General features: G+C 71.5%; 15 protein-coding genes. 11 read left to right on the top strand and 4 right to left on the bottom strand.

From position 1 onward, the window contains the following. Nucleotides 1-22: 22 nt before the first annotated feature. The 7 genes from tkt (at nt 23) to O7608_RS17595 (ending at nt 9,651) form a co-directional block, all read left to right on the top strand. On the top strand, nt 23-2,158 hold the full coding sequence (gene tkt, locus O7608_RS17625) for a transketolase (protein ID WP_289205624.1): 2,136 nt from the start codon (nt 23-25) through the stop codon (nt 2,156-2,158). 11 nt (nt 2,159-2,169) lie between these two features. Next, nucleotides 2,170-3,348 (top strand): transaldolase, encoded by a 1,179-nt coding sequence (gene tal, locus O7608_RS17620; protein WP_289205623.1) that lies wholly within the window; start codon nt 2,170-2,172, stop codon nt 3,346-3,348. After that, nucleotides 3,345-4,994: a phosphoglucose isomerase-related protein gene (locus O7608_RS17615; protein ID WP_289205622.1), complete on the top strand. Its 1,650-nt coding sequence runs from the start codon at nt 3,345-3,347 to the stop codon at nt 4,992-4,994. Before tal ends, O7608_RS17615 begins: the two co-directional genes overlap by 4 nt. 33 nt (nt 4,995-5,027) lie before the next feature. After that, nucleotides 5,028-6,542, top strand: a complete 1,515-nt coding sequence (gene zwf, locus O7608_RS17610; protein WP_289205621.1) for a glucose-6-phosphate dehydrogenase — start codon at nt 5,028-5,030, stop codon at nt 6,540-6,542. Continuing rightward, nucleotides 6,539-7,567, top strand: a complete 1,029-nt coding sequence (locus tag O7608_RS17605) for a glucose-6-phosphate dehydrogenase assembly protein OpcA (RefSeq protein ID WP_289205620.1) — start codon at nt 6,539-6,541, stop codon at nt 7,565-7,567. Before zwf ends, O7608_RS17605 begins: the two co-directional genes overlap by 4 nt. Then, nucleotides 7,564-8,337 (top strand): 6-phosphogluconolactonase, encoded by a 774-nt coding sequence (pgl, locus tag O7608_RS17600; protein WP_289205619.1) that lies wholly within the window; start codon nt 7,564-7,566, stop codon nt 8,335-8,337. Before O7608_RS17605 ends, pgl begins: the two co-directional genes overlap by 4 nt. A gap of 243 nt (nt 8,338-8,580) precedes the next feature. After that, nucleotides 8,581-9,651, top strand: coding sequence for a glycosyltransferase family 2 protein (locus O7608_RS17595; RefSeq protein WP_289205618.1), 1,071 nt, complete (start codon nt 8,581-8,583; stop codon nt 9,649-9,651). Here the strand turns inward: O7608_RS17595 and O7608_RS17590 are convergent. Beyond that, the gene (locus O7608_RS17590) at nt 9,648-11,297 is read right to left on the bottom strand and encodes a glycosyltransferase family 2 protein (protein WP_289205617.1); all 1,650 of its coding nucleotides are present in this window, start codon (nt 11,295-11,297) and stop codon (nt 9,648-9,650) included. The genes O7608_RS17595 and O7608_RS17590 overlap by 4 nt on opposite strands. Nucleotides 11,298-11,461: 164 nt before the next feature. Here O7608_RS17590 and O7608_RS17585 point away from each other — a divergent pair, with 164 nt between their 5' ends. Next, nucleotides 11,462-12,649, top strand: coding sequence for a beta-1,3-glucanase family protein (locus O7608_RS17585; protein ID WP_289205616.1), 1,188 nt, complete (start codon nt 11,462-11,464; stop codon nt 12,647-12,649). A 184-nt stretch (nt 12,650-12,833) separates the two neighbouring features. On the opposite strand, the gene O7608_RS17580 is transcribed toward O7608_RS17585, so the two are convergent. Then, nucleotides 12,834-13,622 carry an alpha/beta fold hydrolase gene (locus O7608_RS17580; RefSeq protein WP_289205615.1) on the bottom strand — a complete coding sequence of 263 codons (789 nt, stop codon included), beginning with the start codon at nt 13,620-13,622 and terminating at the stop codon, nt 12,834-12,836. 43 nt (nt 13,623-13,665) lie between these two features. On the opposite strand from O7608_RS17580, the gene O7608_RS17575 reads away from it, so the two are divergent. Continuing rightward, nucleotides 13,666-14,268: an NUDIX hydrolase gene (locus O7608_RS17575; RefSeq protein WP_353850575.1), complete on the top strand. Its 603-nt coding sequence runs from the start codon at nt 13,666-13,668 to the stop codon at nt 14,266-14,268. Here O7608_RS17575 and O7608_RS17570 read toward each other — a convergent pair. Then, entirely contained in the window at nt 14,192-14,419 is a 228-nt protein-coding gene (locus O7608_RS17570) for a hypothetical protein (RefSeq protein WP_289211148.1), read from the bottom strand. The two genes, O7608_RS17575 and O7608_RS17570, sit on opposite strands and share 77 nt — an antisense overlap. 68 nt (nt 14,420-14,487) lie before the next feature. Between O7608_RS17570 and O7608_RS17565 the strand changes: the two genes are divergently transcribed. Beyond that, complete coding sequence (locus O7608_RS17565; protein ID WP_289205614.1) at nt 14,488-15,408, top strand: aminoglycoside phosphotransferase family protein; 921 nt, start codon at nt 14,488-14,490, stop codon at nt 15,406-15,408. Nucleotides 15,409-15,439: 31 nt separating this feature from the next. Here O7608_RS17565 and O7608_RS17560 read toward each other — a convergent pair whose 3' ends face one another. Continuing rightward, entirely contained in the window at nt 15,440-16,384 is a 945-nt protein-coding gene (locus O7608_RS17560; RefSeq protein ID WP_289205613.1) for an aminoglycoside phosphotransferase family protein, read from the bottom strand. Between the two features lie 391 nt (nt 16,385-16,775). Between O7608_RS17560 and O7608_RS17555 the strand changes: the two genes are divergently transcribed. After that, nucleotides 16,776-18,113, top strand: coding sequence for an IS701 family transposase (locus tag O7608_RS17555; protein ID WP_289205612.1), 1,338 nt, complete (start codon nt 16,776-16,778; stop codon nt 18,111-18,113). The last annotated feature ends 10 nt before the right edge of the window (nt 18,114-18,123 follow it).

Raw genomic sequence — 18,123 nt, 5'->3', positions numbered from 1 at the left:
CTGGACGAGGAGCACACCCACCGTGGCTGCAACACCGAACGATGCCCCCCTGAACTGGTCCGACCTCGACCGCCGCGCGGTCGACACCGCCCGGCTGCTGGCCGCCGACGCCGTGGAGAAATCCGGCAACGGCCACCCCGGCACCGCGATGAGCCTCGCCCCTGCGGCGTACCTGCTGTTCAACCGGGTGATGCGGCACGACCCGAGCGACCCGGACTGGGCCGGCCGGGACCGGTTCGTGCTCTCCGCCGGGCACTCCAGCCTGACCCTGTACATCCAGCTCTACTTCTCCGGGTACGGGCTGAGCCTGGACGACCTCAAGGCGTTGCGGCAGTGGGGCTCGCTGACCCCGGGGCACCCGGAGCACGGTCACACCCGAGGCGTCGAGACCACCACCGGGCCACTCGGCCAGGGCCTGGCCAACGGCGTCGGGATGGCGATGGCGGCCCGCCGCGAGCGCGGCCTGCTCGACCCGGACGCCGCTGCCGGCGAGTCGGTCTTCGACCACAACATCTGGGTGATCGCCTCCGACGGTGACATCGAGGAAGGCATCACCCACGAGGCCAGCGCGCTGGCCGGGCACCAGAAGCTCGGCAACCTGACCGTCATCTACGACGACAACCAGATCTCCATCGAGGACGACACCCGCATCGCGCTCAGCGAAGACGTCGCCGCCCGGTACGCCGCGTACGGCTGGCACGTGCAGACCGTCGACTGGCGGGCCGGTACCGCCGGTGACGGCGAGTACCACGAGGACGTCGAGGCGCTGTACGCCGCGCTGACCGCCGCCCGCGCCGAGACCGACCGGCCGTCGTTCATCGCGCTGCGGACCATCATCGGCTGGCCGGCGCCGAAAAAGCGCAACACCGGCAAGATCCACGGCTCCGCGCTCGGCGCCGACGAGGTCGCCGCCACCAAGGAGCTCCTCGGCTTCGACCCGGCCCAGCACTTCGCCGTCGACGACAAGGTGCTCACCCACATCCGCGAGGTCCTCGACCGTGGCCGGCAGGCACACGCGAAGTGGACCGAGGCGTACAACGCCTGGGCGCAGGCCAACCCCGAGCGCAAGACGCTGCACGACCGGCTCGCCACCCGTACCCTGCCCGGCGGCTGGACCGACGCGCTGCCGGACTGGCCGGCGGACCCCAAGGGGGTCGCCACCCGGGCCGCCTCCGGCAAGGTGCTCAGCGCCCTCGCCGCCGAACTGCCCGAGCTGTGGGGCGGCTCGGCCGACCTGGCGGAGAGCAACAACACCACGATGAAAGGCGAGCCGTCGTTCGTCCCGGCCGAGTACGCCACCAAGGAGTTCCCCGGCCACGAGTACGGCCGCACCCTGCACTTCGGCATCCGCGAGCACGCCATGGGCGCGATCCTCAACGGCATCGCGCTGCACGGCGGCACCCGCCCGTACGGCGGCACGTTCCTGGTGTTCAGCGACTACATGCGCCCGGCCGTACGGCTGGCCGCGCTGATGAAGCTGCCGGTGATCTACGTCTGGACGCACGACTCGATCGGTCTCGGCGAGGACGGCCCCACCCACCAGCCGATCGAGCACCTCTCGGCGCTGCGCGCCATCCCCGGCCTGGACGTGGTCCGTCCGGCCGACGCCAACGAGACCGCCTGGGCGTGGCGGGTCGCCCTCGAACACACCGACCGGCCGACCGCACTGGCATTGACCCGCCAGGCGGTGCCGGTGATCGACCGGGACGTCTACGCCTCCGCCGAAGGGGTCCGCAAGGGCGGCTACGTACTGGCCGAGGCCGGCAACGCCCAGCCGCAGGTGATCCTGATGGGCTCCGGCTCGGAGGTGCAGCTGCTGCTCGCCGCCCGGGAGCGGCTCGAAGCCGAGGGGACCGCCACCCGGGTCGTCTCGATGCCCTGCCAGGAGTGGTTCGCCGAGCAGGACGAGGCGTACCGCGAATCGGTGCTGCCGCGCGGGGTCAAGGCCCGGGTCAGCGTCGAGGCCGGCATCGGCATGTCCTGGCGCGGCCTGGTCGGCGACTGTGGCGAATCGGTCAGCATTGAACACTACGGGGCCAGCGCTCCGTACCAGGTGCTGTTCGAGCAGTTCGGCTTCACCGCCGACGCCGTGGTCGCGGCGGCGCACGCGTCGCTGACCCGGGTCGGCGCCATCACCGGCACCACCACCGGAAACTGAGGAGGCTCCAGATGACGGACCGATTGGGCGAGCTCACCGCCGCAGGCGTGGCGGTCTGGCTCGACGACCTGTCCCGGCAACGGCTCAGCACCGGCAACCTGGACCAGCTGCGCCGCGAGAAGCACGTCGCCGGCGTGACCACCAACCCGACCATCTTCGCCGCCGCGCTGGCCAACGCCGACGAGTACAACTGGCAGCTGCGTGACCTGGCCGCCCGGGGCGTCAGCGTCGACGAGGCGGTCCGGATGCTCACCACCTACGACGTGCGCTGGGGCTGCGACGTGATGCGCCCGGCGTACGAGACCAGCGGCGGCGTCGACGGCCGGGTGTCGATCGAGGTCGACCCCCGGCTGGCGTACCGCACCGCCGAGACCGTCGCCGAGGCCAAGGCGCTGTGGTGGCTGGTCGACCGGCCGAACCTGTTCATCAAGATCCCGGCGACCGAGGCCGGGCTGCCGGCGATCACCGCCACCCTGGCCGAGGGGATCAGCGTCAACGTCACGCTGATCTTCTCGCTGGACCGCTACGTCGCGGTGATGGAGGCGTTCCTCGACGGGCTGGAGCAGGCCAAGGCCAACGGCCACGACCTGACCACCATCGGCTCGGTCGCGTCGTTCTTCATCTCCCGGGTGGACTCCGAGGTCGACAAGCGGCTCGACAAGATCGGCAGCGAGCAGGCCAAGGCACTCAAGGGCAAGGCCGCCATCGCCAACGCCCAGCTGGCCTACGAGCGGTACGCCGAGATCTTCTCCTCGCCGCGCTGGCAGGCCCTGGCCGACGCCGGGGCCCACCCGCAGCGCCCGCTGTGGGCCTCCACCTCGACGAAGAACCCCGCCTACCGCGACGTCATCTACGTCGAGGAGCTGATCGCCCCCGGCACGGTCAACACGATGCCGGAGTCGGTGGTGCACGCCTACGCCGACCACGGCGAGACCCGCGGTGACACGGTCACCGGCTCGTACCCGGCGGCCCGGCAGGTCCTCGACGACCTGACCACCGTCGGCGTCGACCTCGACGACGTGGTCAAGGTCCTGGAGTCCGAGGGCGTGCAGAAGTTCGAGGCGAGCTGGCAGGAGCTGCTCGACGGGGTGCGTTCGTCGCTGGACGCGGCGGCCGCCGGTGCCGGGGAGCCCAACGCGGCGGCGAAGGACAACGCGGCCGCCGCCAAGCGGGCCGGAGGCAACGCATGAGCGACTTCTTCGACGGCGGGGTGGAGGCCGCCGCCGGGCTGAGCGTGTACGGCGCCGAGGCGGTCGACGCCTCGGCCGCCTCGTCCACCCGGGGCGCGCTGGTCGCCGACGGCGTACCCGCCTCGCTGGTCGGCAAGGACTCCAGCCTGTGGGGTCCCGACGCCGAAGCCGAAGCGAAGATCCGGCTCGGCTGGCTGGACACCTTCACCCGCAGCCGCGACCTGCTGCCGCAGCTCGCCGAGCTGCGGGCCGAGCTGGGCGACCTGGACCACGTGGTCCTCGCCGGGATGGGTGGTTCATCGCTGGCCCCCGAGGTGATCTCCTGCACCATGGGCAAGCCGGTGACGGTGCTGGACACCACCGACCCGCACCAGGTGCGGGCGGCGCTCGGCGACCGGCTGGACCGTACGGTCGTGGTGGTCGCCAGCAAGTCCGGCGGCACGGTGGAGACCGACAGCCACCGCCGGGCGTACTGGCAGGCGTTCCTCGACGCCGGGCTGAGCGAGGCCGAGGCCGGCCGACGGTTCGTGATCGTCACCGACCCCGGCTCGCCGCTGGCCAGCATCGCCGAGGAGATGGGCGCGTTCGTGGTGCTCGCCGACCCGGAGGTCGGCGGACGCTACTCGGCGCTGACCGCGTTCGGTCTGGTGCCGTCGGCGCTGGCCGGCGTCGACGTGGTCGAACTGCTCGACCAGGCGCAGGAGCTGTCCGCTGCGCTCGGCGGCGACCGCGACAACCCGGGGCTGGCGCTCGGCGCCGCCCTGGGCGCGGCGGCCACCACCGGCCGGGACAAGATCGCGCTGATCTCCGACGGCACCGGCATCGAAGGGCTCGGCGACTGGATCGAGCAGCTGGTCGCCGAGTCGACCGGCAAGGACGGCATCGGCATCCTGCCGGTGGTCGTCGAGGCCCCGGACTCCCCCGGTGCTGCCGGCCCGGACGTGCTGACCGTCACCTACGGCGGGTCGGGCCAGCCCGGCGGAGTGCCCGGCGGCGGGGTCCGGCCCGACCTGGCGGTCAACGGCCCGCTCGGCGCGCAGTTCCTGGTCTGGGAGTACGCCACCGCGATCGCCGGCCGGGTGCTCGGCATCGACCCGTTCAACCAGCCGAACGTGACCGAGTCGAAGGAGAACACCAACCGGATCCTGTCGGCCGGTCCACCGACCGAGGCGCCGTCGTTCGTCGAGGGCGCGATCGAGGTGTACGGGTCCGACGGTGTACCGGGCGAGCTGGCCGGTGCGCTGCGCTGGTTGCTCGACGGCATCGGCACCGACGGCTACCTCGCGGTGATGGCGTACCTGGACCGGTTCGGCGACGCCGACACCGCCGGGGTACGCCCGCTGCTGGCCGCTGCCAGCGGCCGACCGGTCACCTTCGGCTGGGGGCCCCGGTTCCTGCACTCCACCGGGCAGTACCACAAGGGCGGGCCGCAGGTCGGCGCGTTCCTGCAGATCACCGGCGCGGTCACCGACGACCTGCCGGTGCCGGGTCGGCCGTACAGCTTCGGTGAGCTGCAGGCGGCGCAGGCCGCCGGCGACCGTCAGGCCCTGGCCGGCCGGGACCGGCCGCTGCTGCGGCTGCACCTGACCGATCGGGCCGCCGGCGTCGCCCAACTCCTGGACACGATTCGAAACCTGCCCGGCTGACAATTGGTCCGGAGAACGGACTGAGGAGGCGACGTGAACCCCCTGCGCGACCCGCAGGACCGGCGGCTGCCGCGCATCCCGGAGCCCTGCGCTCTGGTGATCTTCGGCGTCACCGGTGATCTGGCCCGCAAGAAACTGCTCCCCGGCATCTACGACCTGGCCAACCGAGGGCTGCTGCCACCCGGTTTCGTGGTGCTCGGGTTCGCCCGGCGGGACTGGACCGACGGCGACTTCGAGTCGTTGGCCCACGACTCGGCCAAGGAGTACGCACGTACCCCCTGGCGCGAGGAGGTCTGGTCCCGACTGGCCGGCAACATCAAGTTCGTTGGCGGCTCGTTCGACGACGACGCCGCGTTCGACAAGCTGTCGGACTGCCTGGACGGGTTGCGCCACTCGCACGGCATCCACGGCAACGCGGCGTTCTACTTCTCCATCCCGCCGTCGGCGTTTCCGCAGGTGCTCAAGCAGTTGGCGCGTACCGGCATGGCCGACAACGAGCGGTGCGGCGGCTGGCGCCGGGTGGTGGTGGAGAAGCCGTTCGGCTACGACCTGCCGTCGGCGAAGGCGCTCAACGACCTGGTCGACGACGTCTTCACCCGCGACGACGTGTTCCGCATCGACCACTACCTGGGCAAGGAGACCGTCCAGAACATCATGGCGCTGCGGTTCGCGAACAACCTGTTCGAGCCGCTGTGGAACTCCAAGTACGTCGACTCGGTGCAGATCACCATGGCCGAGGACGTCGGCATCGGCAGCCGCGCCGGGTTCTACGACGCCACCGGTGCGGCCCGTGACGTGGTGCAGAACCACCTGCTGCAACTGCTCGCCCTGGTCACCATGGAGGAGCCGACCAGCTTCGACGCCGCCGAGATCCGGGCCGAGAAGCTGAAGGTGCTGCGGGCGATCAGCCTGCCCGACGACGTCGCGGCCGGCACCGTCCGGGGGCAGTACCTGCGCGGCTGGGTGGCCGGTCAGCGGGCGGGCGGCTACCTGGAGGAGCCGAACGTGCCGGCCGACTCGACCACCGAGACGTACGTGGCGATGCGGCTGGGCATCCAGAACCGCCGGTGGGCCGGGGTGCCGTTCTACCTGCGTGCCGGAAAGCGGTTGCCCCGACGGGTGACCGAGGTGGCGGTGATGTTCAAGACGGCACCGCACCTGCCGTTCAACCGCACCGACGTGGAGATGCTCAGCAGCAACCAGCTGGTCATCCGGGTGCAGCCGGACGAAGGCGTGGTGCTCAAGTTCGGCGCCAAGGTGCCGGGCACCACAATGGAGGTCCGCGACATCGCCATGGACTTCCAGTACGGCGAGGCGTTCACCGAGGCCAGCCCGGAGGCGTACGAGCGGTTGGTACTCGACGTGCTGATCGGTGACCGCACGCTCTTCCCGGACGCCGCCGAGGTGGAGCAGAGCTGGCGGGTCATCGACCCCCTCGAAGAAGCCTGGCAGGGCACCCGGCCGGAGCAGTACCGGGCCGGCGAGTGGGGCCCCCGGGCCGCCGACGAGATGCTGGCCCGCGAGGGCCGGTCCTGGAGGAGAGCATGATCAGCCTGTGGGACACCACCGGCAACGAGGTGGTCAAGGCCCTGGCCGCCGAACGGCGCAGCGCCGGCGGCGTGGCCAGCGGGATGGCCCTGACACTGATCGTCGTGGTCGACGAGAAGCGGGTACGTGAGGCGGAGGCGGCGGCCACCATCGCCGCCGCCGCCCACCCGTGCCGGCTGCTCGTGGTGGTCCGCGCCGACATCGACCGCAAACGCAGCCGGCTCGACGCCGAAGTGGTCGTCGGTGGCCGGCTCGGCCCCTGCGAGGCAGTCGTCATGCGGACCTCCGGCCGGCTGGCGCTGCACGCCGAGTCGGTGGTGATGCCCCTGCTGGTGCCGGACGTACCGGTGGTCACCTGGTGGCACGGCGAGCCGCCGGAGCAGATCGCCAACGACTACCTCGGGGTGGTCGCCGACCGGCGGATCACCGACTCGGCGCAGGCCCCGAACCCGGTGCAGGCGCTGCTGCAGCGGGCGGTCGACTACGCACCGGGCGACACCGACCTGGCCTGGACCCGGATCACCCCGTGGCGCACCCTGGTCGCCGGGGCGTTCGACACCACCGAGGCGCAGATCACCGGCGCCACGGTGACCGCGCCCCGGGCCGACCCGACCGCCGCGCTGATGATCAGCTGGCTGGCGGCCCGGCTCGGCATCACCCCCCGGTGGGAGGAGACCACGGCGCATCCCCGGATGCGTTCGGTGGAGCTGCGCTGCGCCAACGGCGACGGGCTGAGCATCGTCCGCGAGGACAGTTCGGCGCTGTTCACCCGCACCGGTCAGCCGGAGCGGCACATGCCGCTGGTACGCCGGCCGTTGGGTGAGGAACTCGCCGAGGAGCTGCGGCGACTCGACGCCGACCAGGTCTACTCGGAGGCGCTGGGCACCCTCGCCGGGTTGGCGGATCTGCCGGCCCGGCCCGCCAAGCGGGTGCACATCTGGAAGGACCCGGCGAAGGCCACGGAGTCGGCCGCCGGCGCACCGCCGGCGGATGTCGCGGCCGAACCGGCACGGAGCGGCTCGTGAGTAGCTCCCGACTCGTGGTCCACCCGGACGCCACCGTGCTGGCCAGCGCGGTGGCGTCCCGGCTCGTCGTCGCACTGATCGACGCCCAGGCCGACCGGGGCGAGGCGTCGGTGGTGCTCACCGGCGGGCGGGTCGCGGCGGCCGTGCTGCGCGCCGTCGGCGAACTGCCGGCCCGGCACGCGGTCGACTGGTCCCGGGTGGACCTGTGGTGGGGCGACGAACGGTTCCTGCCGGCCGGCGACCCGGACCGCAACGAGACCCAGGCCCGCGCGGCGCTGCTCGACGTACTGCCGCTGGACCCGCAGCGGGTGCACGCGATGCCGGCGTCGGACGGCCCCGACGGTGACGACCCGGAGGCCGCCGCCGCCCGGTACGCCGCCGTCCTCGACCGGGTCGCCGCCGGCCCGGGTACGGCCCCGCTGCCCCGTTTCGACGTGCTGATGCTCGGCGTCGGTGAGGACGGGCACGTCGCCTCGGTCTTCCCAGACCATCCGGTCACCGGCGAAACCCGCCCGGTGGCGGCGGTCCGCAACAGCCCGAAGCCGCCGCCGACCCGGATCACGTTGACCCTGCCGACGATCAACACCGCCGACGAGGTGTGGCTGGTCGCGGCCGGCGCGGACAAGGCGACGGCGGTCGCCAAGGCGTACGGCGGCGCCGACGCCGTCGCGGTCCCGGCGTCCGGGGTACGCGGCGTGCGGCGCACCTGGTGGCTGCTCGACCAGGCGGCCGCCGCCGAGGTCGCCACGGCAGCGGACCAGGACGGCTGACAGCTCGCGGACGGGTTCCGCAGCGCGGAGCGACGGATTCCGCCGGCGCAGAGCACCGCTTCGACAGGCGTACAGACCCGGGTGTTTCCCGGTCTGTACGCCTGTTGCCTGTCTGGGCTTCACCTGATGGACGTACCCGGCGGCGAACATCGCCCGAGGATCACCCGGGCCAGGTTCCGTACGACAGGACAGCCCTGCGCCATCGCCCGTAGCTGCTCAACCGCACCCATGGCAGGTCGACGCATGCTCAACACGCCCACCGTCAGCGTGGTCATCCCGACCCACGGTCGTCCGGATCTCGTCACCCGCGCCGTCCGCAGTGCGCTGGCACAAACCGTCGAGGACCTCGAAGTGATCGTGGTGGTCGACGGGCCCGACGAGGCGACCGGGGTCGCCCTCGACTCGATCGCCGACCCCCGGATCCGGGTGGTCGGCCTACCCGAACGGGGTGGCGCGCCGGCGGCCCGCAACGCCGGGGTACGGCACGCGTACGCGCCCTGGGTGGCGTTGCTCGACGACGACGACGAGTGGCTGCCCGGCAAGCTCGCCGCCCAACTCGACGTCGCCCGTACGGCGTCCGCGCCGCTGCCGGTCGTCGCGAGCCGGCTGATCAACCGGACCCCCAGGGCCGAGTTCGTCATCCCCCGCCGGCTCCCCGGACCGGACGAGCCGCTCAGTGAGTACTTCACCGTCCGACGGGGGCTGTTCCACGGTGACGGGTTCATCCAGACGTCGACGATCATGGCCCCGACCGAGTTGTTCCGCCGGGTGCCGTTCGATCCGTCGGTGCCCCGGATGCAGGAACTCGACTGGTCGCTGCGGGCGCTGAGCCACGACGACGTCGCACTCGTCTTCGCCGACGAGCCGCTGGTCATCTGGCACCAGGACGAGAACCGGCCGCGGATCAGCCTGCGTTCGCCGTGGCAGGCGCAGTTCGAGTGGCTGCAGCGCAGTCGCCCGCTGATGACCCCCCGCGCGTACGCCGCCCTCACGATGAGCGTGATCAGCTCGATGGCGGCACCGACCCGCAGCGGCAAGGTCTTCACGACGCTGCTGCGCGAGGCGCGGCGGCATGGCCGGCCGGGCCTGCTGGACTACCTCACGTTCGCGCAGATCTGGCTGATCCCGCCGGACCTGCGCCGTACCGTGCGGGACATGGTGCTCAAGCGGGGTCACCGGCCGCCGACCGCGCAACCGGGCGCCGGGCAACCAGCCGCCGCGCAGCCGACCGCCGGGCAACCAGCCGCCGGGCAACCAGCGCAACCAGCCGCCGCGCAGCCGGCGCGCCCGGCCGATCGGTCGGTCGCTTCCTAGCCGATCCTGGTGCCGCTGCGGGCGGGTACGCGCAGCGTCGCCCGTACCCGCCGCCCTGCCATCCACGCCACCACCACGGTGGCCCTGGCCAGCGACCGCACGCCCGCCACCTCGACCGTCGTCGGCACCAGGGCGGGTGCCCGGCCCCGACCGGTGAGCCGGGGCATGCCGCCCGCCAGGTCGGCCGCGTCGAACCGGGTCAGGTCGACGACGCCGACCGCCTCGGCGGTGACGTCGCGGTGCCCGTACACCGATGTCACCACGTCGAACAGCGGCTCGTCGGCGCAGCGCACCCACCGGGCCCGGCCGAGCGCGGCGGTCCGCCACAGCGCGACGCCGGCCTCCGCAACAGCGTCGGCGGTGCCGTCGGGATCGACCCGGACCACCCCGACCTGGTAGCGGTCGGCCACGTCGATCAGGCGCCGCAGCGCGTCCGGCGCCAGGCCGTACGCGGCCGGCAGGTCCAGCCGGTACGGGGTAGGAAAGACACTGGTGGGCGGCTCGGTGGCCAGTCGGACCCGTGGTTCGCCCCGGTAGGTCGCGGCGATCAGCCGCAGGTCTCGCGACGGGTCGGTGAGGACCCTCATGCGCGCGTCGTCGAGCCGGTCCCACGGGCCGACGAGAGTGATCCGGATGTCGTGTTCGGTGCCGCGCAGCACCGAGTCGACCGCCGCCCGTACCCGTTCCAGCGGTTCGTCACCGACGGCCATGACCACCTCGGCGAGCGGCACGGACCAGGACGTCCCGCCCACCTTGCGCCAGGTGCGGGGGTACGGGACCCGGTCGGCGAAGAACGGGCGGTTCCAGCGGGCGACGTCCTGGCGGGCCCGCATGACATGGGTACGCCCGAGATGCCAGCTGCGCGCGGCCGGCTCCGGCACGAACACCGCGCCTGCCTGGGCGAGGCGGTAGCCGAACTCGGTGTCCTCGCCGAGGCGCAGGTCGGCGTCGAAGCCGCCGGCCTGCTCGTACAGGTCGCGGCGCAGCGCGGCGGTCGCCCCGACATGGATCTTGAAGACGTGGTGGTCGGCGATGCGGAGCTGGTCGGTCTGGTTGATGTACCGCTCGACGTAGCTGTGCGGCTCGCTGGCCCGGTCACCGAACAGTTCCGCCGCCGCGCCCCGGTCGAGTGTCGCGGCGACCGTCTCGGCCGACGGCCACCGCCCGTCGCCGTCCGGCTCGACGAAGCGCTTGTAGCCGAGGGTCACCGCGTACGGCAGCACGTGCTGCCAGCGGACCTGGGCCGCGACGTGCTCGGGGTAGACGATCATGTCGGCGTCCAGCCAGTGCAGGATCTCACCGGAGCTGTGCGCGACCCCGCAGCGCAGCGCGGCGGCCCGCCCCCAGCCGGCCATGCCGTCGGCACCGACCCGGACGATCCTCGTCCGCGCCGGCCGGACCGGGGGCAGGGTCAGCGGCGGGTCCGAGCCGTCGTCGGCCACGACGACCTCGAGCAGCTCGGTCGGGTACGTCTGCCGACTCAACGACGCCAGCGTCAGATCGAGGGTCGGCTGGCAGTTGAAGGCCGGAATGACGACGCTCACCGTCAGGGTGGGTCGCCAATCCACCAGATCGGGCGCGGCGACCGACGACCAGTCGTTTCGGACGACACGTGGGACGGTGGGTGATCCGTCTGCCTCACTCACGGGCCGAAACTAGCAGGGTTCGGTGAACTCTCCCCGGCCGAATGGCGGCGTCGACACCCATAGGTCGCCACATCGCCGTACATCTATTGACAAACAGTGTTAACAGTAAGACTCTTCTCGGAGAGCGCTCTCTCACGTCCGACCTCCGACCAGAGGAGTCCCTCGTGGTTGTCCGAAGAAAGCTGCTGGCCGTCGCAGCCGCCCTGCTCACCGCCGTCCCGACCGGCCTCGTCGCCGCCACCCCCGCCCAGGCCGTCGGCCCGGCACTGCTGCCGGTCACCGTCACCAACAGCACCGGCCGGGCCGGGTCCGTCCACCTGTACGTGATCGGCGTACAGCTCTCCTCCGGCCGCCTCGGCTACGTCAACCAGGCTGGCACGTTCATCCCCTGGTCCGGCGGACAGATCCCACCGTCACCCGCACCCGACGCCTCGATCGCCGGACCGGCCAACGGCACCAGCGCGACGATCCGCTTCCCGCGTGGCTTCTCCGGCCGGGTCTACTTCTCCTTCGGGGAGAAACTGAAGTTCTTCCTCACCCCGACCGGCCTGGTCCAGCCCGCCCCCTGGGCCGGCGGCGACCCCAACCGCGACATCCTGTTCGACTGGAGCGAATTCACCTACAACGACGCCGGCCTGTGGCTCAACAGCTCCCAGGTGGACATGTTCGCCGTACCGCACGCGGTCACCGTGACCGGTGCCAACGGCGTCACCAAGCGCACCGGCGACGTCGTCACGGGCGGCCGAAACGCGATCATCAACGGGGTCCGCGCCCAGTCCGGCTGGGCCAACACGGTGCAGACCCGGGGCGACGGCACCGTGCTGCGGGTGCTCGCTCCGGGCAAGGCGGCCGGCGCCGGCCTGTTCAGCCCCACCTACCTGGACTCCTACATCACCTCGGCGTGGAACACGTACACCAGCCGGACACTGACCGTCGTACCGTTCGGCGACCGCCCCGACGTCCGCTACTTCGGCCGGACCTCGGGCCGGGTGATGACCTTCACCAACAGCGCCGGCCAGGTCGTCGCCTCGTTCAACCGGCCCTCGTCGGCGAGCGTGTGGGGCTGCGACGGTGACCTGCCCGCCCCCAACGACCAGGTGGTCGGGCCGATCTCCCGTACGCTGTGCGCCGCGCTGAACCGTGGCACCCTCGGCACCATCCACACCCAACCCAGCACCAACGCCGCCGAGTTCTACCGCAGCAACCCGACCAACCAGTACGCCCGGATCATCCACGCCAACATGCGCGACGGAAAGGCGTACGCGTTCGCGTTCGACGACGTCGGTGCGTTCGAGTCCCTCGTCCACGACGGCGACCCCCGCTCCGCCGGAGTGGTGCTCAGCCCGTTCTGACCGGGCCCTCCCCCGCCTCGGTCCGGGTGCGCCGGCCCGCCACCGGCGCACCCGTCCGGGGCGGTGCCTTCGGCGGGGCGAAGGCCCAGCCTTGATCCACTACGCGCCATCGACCCGACACGCCGACGGCGCGTTCGGCCACGCGCATCCGATCGGCCACCGGCAGGAGCAGCGGGCTACCACCTCACTCGGCTGACCACAGCTGTTCGAGCACCTTGTTGACCGCGTCGGGCTGCTCGCGGTGGGGCTCGTGCGCGGCACCGGGCACTCGCACCAGACGAGCACCGATCCGGTCAGCGACCGTCGCCGCAACCCTCTCCATCACCTGCGCCATGCCGGGCCGGTAGCCGCCAGGGACCGTACCCCAGTCGCCGACGATCACTAGTTTCGCGAAAGCAGCATCCGCGAGCGGCTGGGTCGCCAGGTCCGCGAGCCAGCAAGGACGCTCGTTCAGTGCGGTCCGGGCTGCCCGCTGCAGCCGATCCGCCGGCTCCGGGCGCGGCTGCCCGGCCGGGTAAACCAAGTCGAGATACTGCTGTGCGGTCCACCGGCGGGCACCAGACATGAATTCACGCGCGTCCTGGACCGCTGCGGCGACCACCGGATCGTCCGAGGCGACCTGATGGGCGCACGGCTCGATGAGCGTCAACGACCGGACCAGGTTGGGCCGCGCCGCTGCGGCGATCATCGCAACCGTCCCGCCGTAGGAATGCCCGACCAGATGGACGCCGCCGGTCATCAGAGCGACCACGTCCCGCGCGTCAACGGCGTAGTCACTGGTTACCTGACCGTCGTCGAGGTCCGGACTGCGGCCGTAACCCCGTCGGTCCGGCAGCAGCACCCGCCGACGCCGGGCCAACGGCCGTTGCCGCTCGAACGCCGACACCGCCCAGCTGAGTGTGCCGTGGATCAGGATCGCGGGTGCCGGTCCGGCCGGACCATCCCAGATCGTCACGTTCACCGGCGCACGCACGGTGGAACCGTACAACGACGGTGAGGATGCATCCACGACCAGCATGGAGGGCAATCGTCTCGGCAAACCGGTCATGCCTCTGGGGGCCGTGCACGATGTACCGATGAGGCCACGAACCCGCGTCGCCGGATACGTCATCCGTACCACCGGCAGCGGTGCGCAACTCCTCGTCTTCGACCAGATCGACCACCCCGACGCTGGCACTCAGGTGCCGGCTGGTGGCGTGCAACCCGACGAGGAGTTGCACGACGCGGTACTACGCGAAGTCGCCGAGGAGACCGGCCTGACCGACGTCACCGTGGTCTGCGGGATCGGGGCGGAAGACAAGCCACACCCCGGGACCGGTCAGCCCCGCCGCACCACATACTTCCACCTGCGGGCTCCATCCGAGGCACCCGATACCTGGCAGCACACTGTGACGGGTTCCGGGTTGGACAGCGAGCTACGGGTTGCCTGCCGATTCGTCCCGCTGCCGCTTCGTTCTCATCTGGCCGACGACCAAGACGCACTACTCGGCAGCATCGACCATCGGTGGAGTACCCTATCGAGCCCGCCCGGCGGGCCCAGCCTCAGGCCGGCTGACCAGCTCCGTTGCAGACACCTGGAGGATCTGGAAACACATCGACGTCCACCACGGCTTGATTGACGTCAAGCAGCAACGCGATCGCTTCTCGAGCCGCCGCAGCGACCTGGTCGAGTCGCCGGGCCTGCGTATGTACGCCGTTGAGTTCAGGCACACTGATCGCCCACCAGTCGCCGACCCGCCGGCAGACCACCAAGTAGGTCGTCACCTCCACGAATTCTCCCTCCAGGCCTGCGCCGATTCCTGGGCTCTAGCGTCAAGCTACGGCTACTGTTGCTCGCCGTGGACCACGTCGAGGTCGAGGTCACCGCAGAGCTGGTCCAGGGACTGCTCCGCGACCAGTGTCCCGACCTCGCCGATCGGCCGGTCCGGCTGGCCGCGCGCGGCTGGGACAACCAGATGTGGCGCCTCGGTGAGGATCTCGCTGTCCGGTTGCCCTGGGCGACCGTCACCGCCGACATGTCGATGTACAAGGAGTACGCCTGGCTGCCCGCGTTGGCACCGCATCTGCCGTTGCCGGTCCCCGTACCGCAGCGGCTCGGCGAGCCGTCCGAGCGGTTCCCTCGGCCTTGGCTCGTCACCACCTGGATCCCGGGTACCCCCGCCGACCGGGCCCCGGTCACCCGAGCCCACACGGCTGCTGAATCCCTGGCGACGTTCCTGACCGCGCTGCATCGGCCCGCTCCCGACAGCGCGACCATGGGCAGCGGCAGCGGCCGGGGCGGGCCGTTGGCCTACCACACCGACCAGTTCACCCACGGACTCGCCGAGGTCACCGAGCGCGGGCTGATCGACGACCCAGACGCCGTCCAGGCTGTCTGGCGGGACGCGGTCGACGCACCCGGATGGTCAGGCCCGGCGCTGTGGCTGCACGCGGACCTGCACCCGGCGAACGTTCTGACCGCTGACGGCACCATCTGCGGCGTCATCGACTTCGGCGATCTCTGCGTGGGCGACCCGGCGTACGACCTCGCTGCCGGCTGGATCCTGCTCCCGGACGACATGATCGACCACTTTTACTCGGCGTACCAGCCGACGCCGGACGCCGCCACCATGCACCGCGCCCGTGGCTGGGCGATGGCCCGCGCCCTCGGCGGCATCCTCATCGGCGACGCCGGGGTCCACGGTCGCCCCGGCGGCAAGCCGACCTGGGGTCCACCGGCTCACGCCGCGCTACGACGCCTCATCGCCACGATCGACTGATCAGCCGGTCACCGGCGGCGAAACACTCCGGTCAACCGTCGCGCAGCAGGGCGTGCGTGATAGCCCGGTCCGGCGCACTGTGCCACACCGGGCCGCCGGCCTCGGACTCCCAGAGCAGGTTCTGCAGTACGCGGCCGAGCGTCCAACCGATGGCCCGCTCCCGGTCGACGCCCAGCACCTCGGTCATCAGGTCGAAGCGCAACCGAACCGCACGCGGCACGTCGCCGGTGGCGGCCACTTCGTCCCAGCGGTTGTGCAGGGCGGGAAGCAGCTCGAAGCAGGGGTCGCCGGCGAGTGGTTTCGGGTCGATCGCCAGCCACGGCTCCCGACTGTCGGACGCGGCCGAGCCGAACCCGGACGAGTCGGTCCGGGACGCGAGGACGTTGTCGTAGTGCAGATCCCAGTGCAGCAGCCGGTCCCCGGCCTCCGGCAGCAACTCCTCGACGGCCGCCGCGCACCGCCGGATCAGCGGATAGTCGGCTGCGGGTAGCCGTACCAGCGCCTGCGGCACCCGGTCGAGCATCCCGGCGGCGACATCGGCGAGGCGCCGTACGTCGGGCGGTGCGGCCACCGAGGTCAGCCGGGCGAGCAGCTGGCTGAGGATCCGCAGCGCGGTCAGATCATCGGGTACGGCGGCGAGGGTACGGCCGGCATCGAGGCGTTCCAGCAGCATCGTGCCGGAGCGTGCGTCGTGCCGTAGGAGTCGGACAGCGCCGTCGCCGTCCCACGTCCGCAGCGCCACCGGCTCGCCGACGGTCTCCTCGTCGATCGGCTGCAGCTTCAGCATGGCCGGGGACCCGTCGGCCTGTACGACGGGCAGCACGAGGGCGATCGCACCGCAGCTCGCCGGCCCGTCAGGGCGCAGCCCCCACCCGTCCATGGTGGCTGCCGCCAGGTGCGGCAACGCCGCGATCCAGGCCCGCCCGGCGTCGCCGAAGTAGGTGCCGTGGGATGCGGCCAGCTCCGCCGGGACCACGAAGGCCGATCCGCCGGCATCGCCTGTGCTGTCCGAAGTCATGAACCGAGCTCGCGCGAAGTCACATTCAGCCATGTCGCCTCCTGACCGAGACGATTGTCTCCCGACGGGTCTATCCTGCCAGGGTCAACGTGCCTACTGTGGCCGGTCCGACAGCCCGGCCTGGTTCGGCGCGAATCCAGGGAGCCAGTATTTGCTCTGCCAATCCTCGGACCTGTGATTGCGAGTCGCCAGGTGACGATCGTGCTCGATGCGCTGACCCAGGGCTATTAGGGCAGCCGTACTTCGTGACCTGACCGGTGCGGTGGGGTGTGGACGGACAGGGTGTGCGGCGACGGAGACGGCCACCGCATGATCGTCCGGTGTTGTGTGGACAACGAAGGATCACGAGGTGGCCGCAGCGGCCATGGTAGAGGCCGGTCGGGTCGAGGAGAACCTCGCCACGCTGATGGGAGACCTCGGCGCGTGTTTCGCCCGGGTCGAACCACTACGGCAGGCCGGCAAGTACGTCCGTGGCCTGATCGCCGACCTGCCACGCAAGAACTGCTGGACCCTCGCCGAACACGCCGGGGACACCACCCCCGACCGGATGCAACGACTCCTCGAACGCGCGGTCTGGGACACCGACAAGGCGATGGGCGTGGTCCGTGACTTCGCCGTGGCACGCCTGGCCGACCCGGACGGCGACAACACGCTGATCTTCGACGAGAGCGGCGTGGAGAAGACCGGCACCGGCACGTGCGGCGTGACCCGCCAGTACGTGGGCTGCGCGGGAAAGGTCACCAACGCCGTCAACCTGGTCAACGCCACCTACGCCACCCGCGCCGGCCACGCCCTGGTCGGCTCCCGCCTGTGGATCCCCGCCGCCCACCTCGACGACGACGCCCGCCGCGCCGCCACCGGCGTCCCCGCCGACACCGAGTTCGCGACCAAACCCCGACTCGCCACCGACCTGCTCACCGAGACACTCGACGCCGGCGTACCCGTGCGGTGGTGCACCGCCGACGCCGTCTACGGCCGGGACCGGCGACTACGCGACACCTGCGAGACCCGGGGAATCGGCTACAGCCTCGGCGTGCCGTGCTCGTTCCGGATCACCCTGCCCGGCTGGAAGACGAAGATCCGCGCCGACACCGCTGCCACCACCCTGACCACCGACACCGCCTGGCAGACCATGTCCTGCGGGGCGGGTTCCAAAGGCGACCGCTGGTACGCGTGGGCGTGGATCGCCACCGCCAGCCCCCGCCACTACCTGCTCGTACGCCGGAGCCTGGCTGACCCCGACGACCTGGCCTACTTCTACTGCTGGATACCGGAGCGCCTTCCGGCGACCCTGACCGCGTTGGTGAGGGTGACCGGCCGGCGGTGGACGATCGAGGAGGACCACGGCTTCGGCAAGGACCACTTCGGGTTCGACCAGTTCCAGAACCGCCTCCACACCCCGATCATGCGGCACATAGTGCTGGTCATGGCCGCGCTCGCCGTCTGCGCGGTCACCGCCGCCGACGCCGCGGCCGGGACCACGCCACCACCCCGACCCACCCACCCCAGCGAACCACCACCGGCCGACCTCGGACTCGCCCGGCTGACCGTGGTCGAGATCAAACGGCTGTACAACCTCGCGACCAGAGCCTGGCACAGCCTCGAACACCATCTCCGCTGGTCCTGGTGGCGCCGCCGCCATCAAGCCCGCGCCCGCTGGTACCACTACCGATCCAGACTCACATGATCAAGTCACG

This window comes from Solwaraspora sp. WMMA2056 (assembly GCF_030345095.1).
GTDB lineage: Bacteria > Actinomycetota > Actinomycetes > Mycobacteriales > Micromonosporaceae > Micromonospora_E.
Note: the sequence above shows the minus strand (reverse complement) of the source record. Positions and strands in the feature narration are given on the sequence as shown.

Excerpts from the sequence above, each read along its gene's own strand:
- O7608_RS17595 (WP_289205618.1), top strand. The coding sequence starts at position 8,581 with ATGCTCAACACGCCCACCGTCAGCGTGGTCATCCCGACCCACGGTCGT.
- O7608_RS17575 (WP_353850575.1), top strand. The coding sequence starts at position 13,666 with ATGGAGGGCAATCGTCTCGGCAAACCGGTCATGCCTCTGGGGGCCGTG.
- O7608_RS17615 (WP_289205622.1), top strand. The coding sequence starts at position 3,345 with ATGAGCGACTTCTTCGACGGCGGGGTGGAGGCCGCCGCCGGGCTGAGC.
- tal (WP_289205623.1), top strand. The coding sequence starts at position 2,170 with ATGACGGACCGATTGGGCGAGCTCACCGCCGCAGGCGTGGCGGTCTGG.
- O7608_RS17605 (WP_289205620.1), top strand. The coding sequence starts at position 6,539 with ATGATCAGCCTGTGGGACACCACCGGCAACGAGGTGGTCAAGGCCCTG.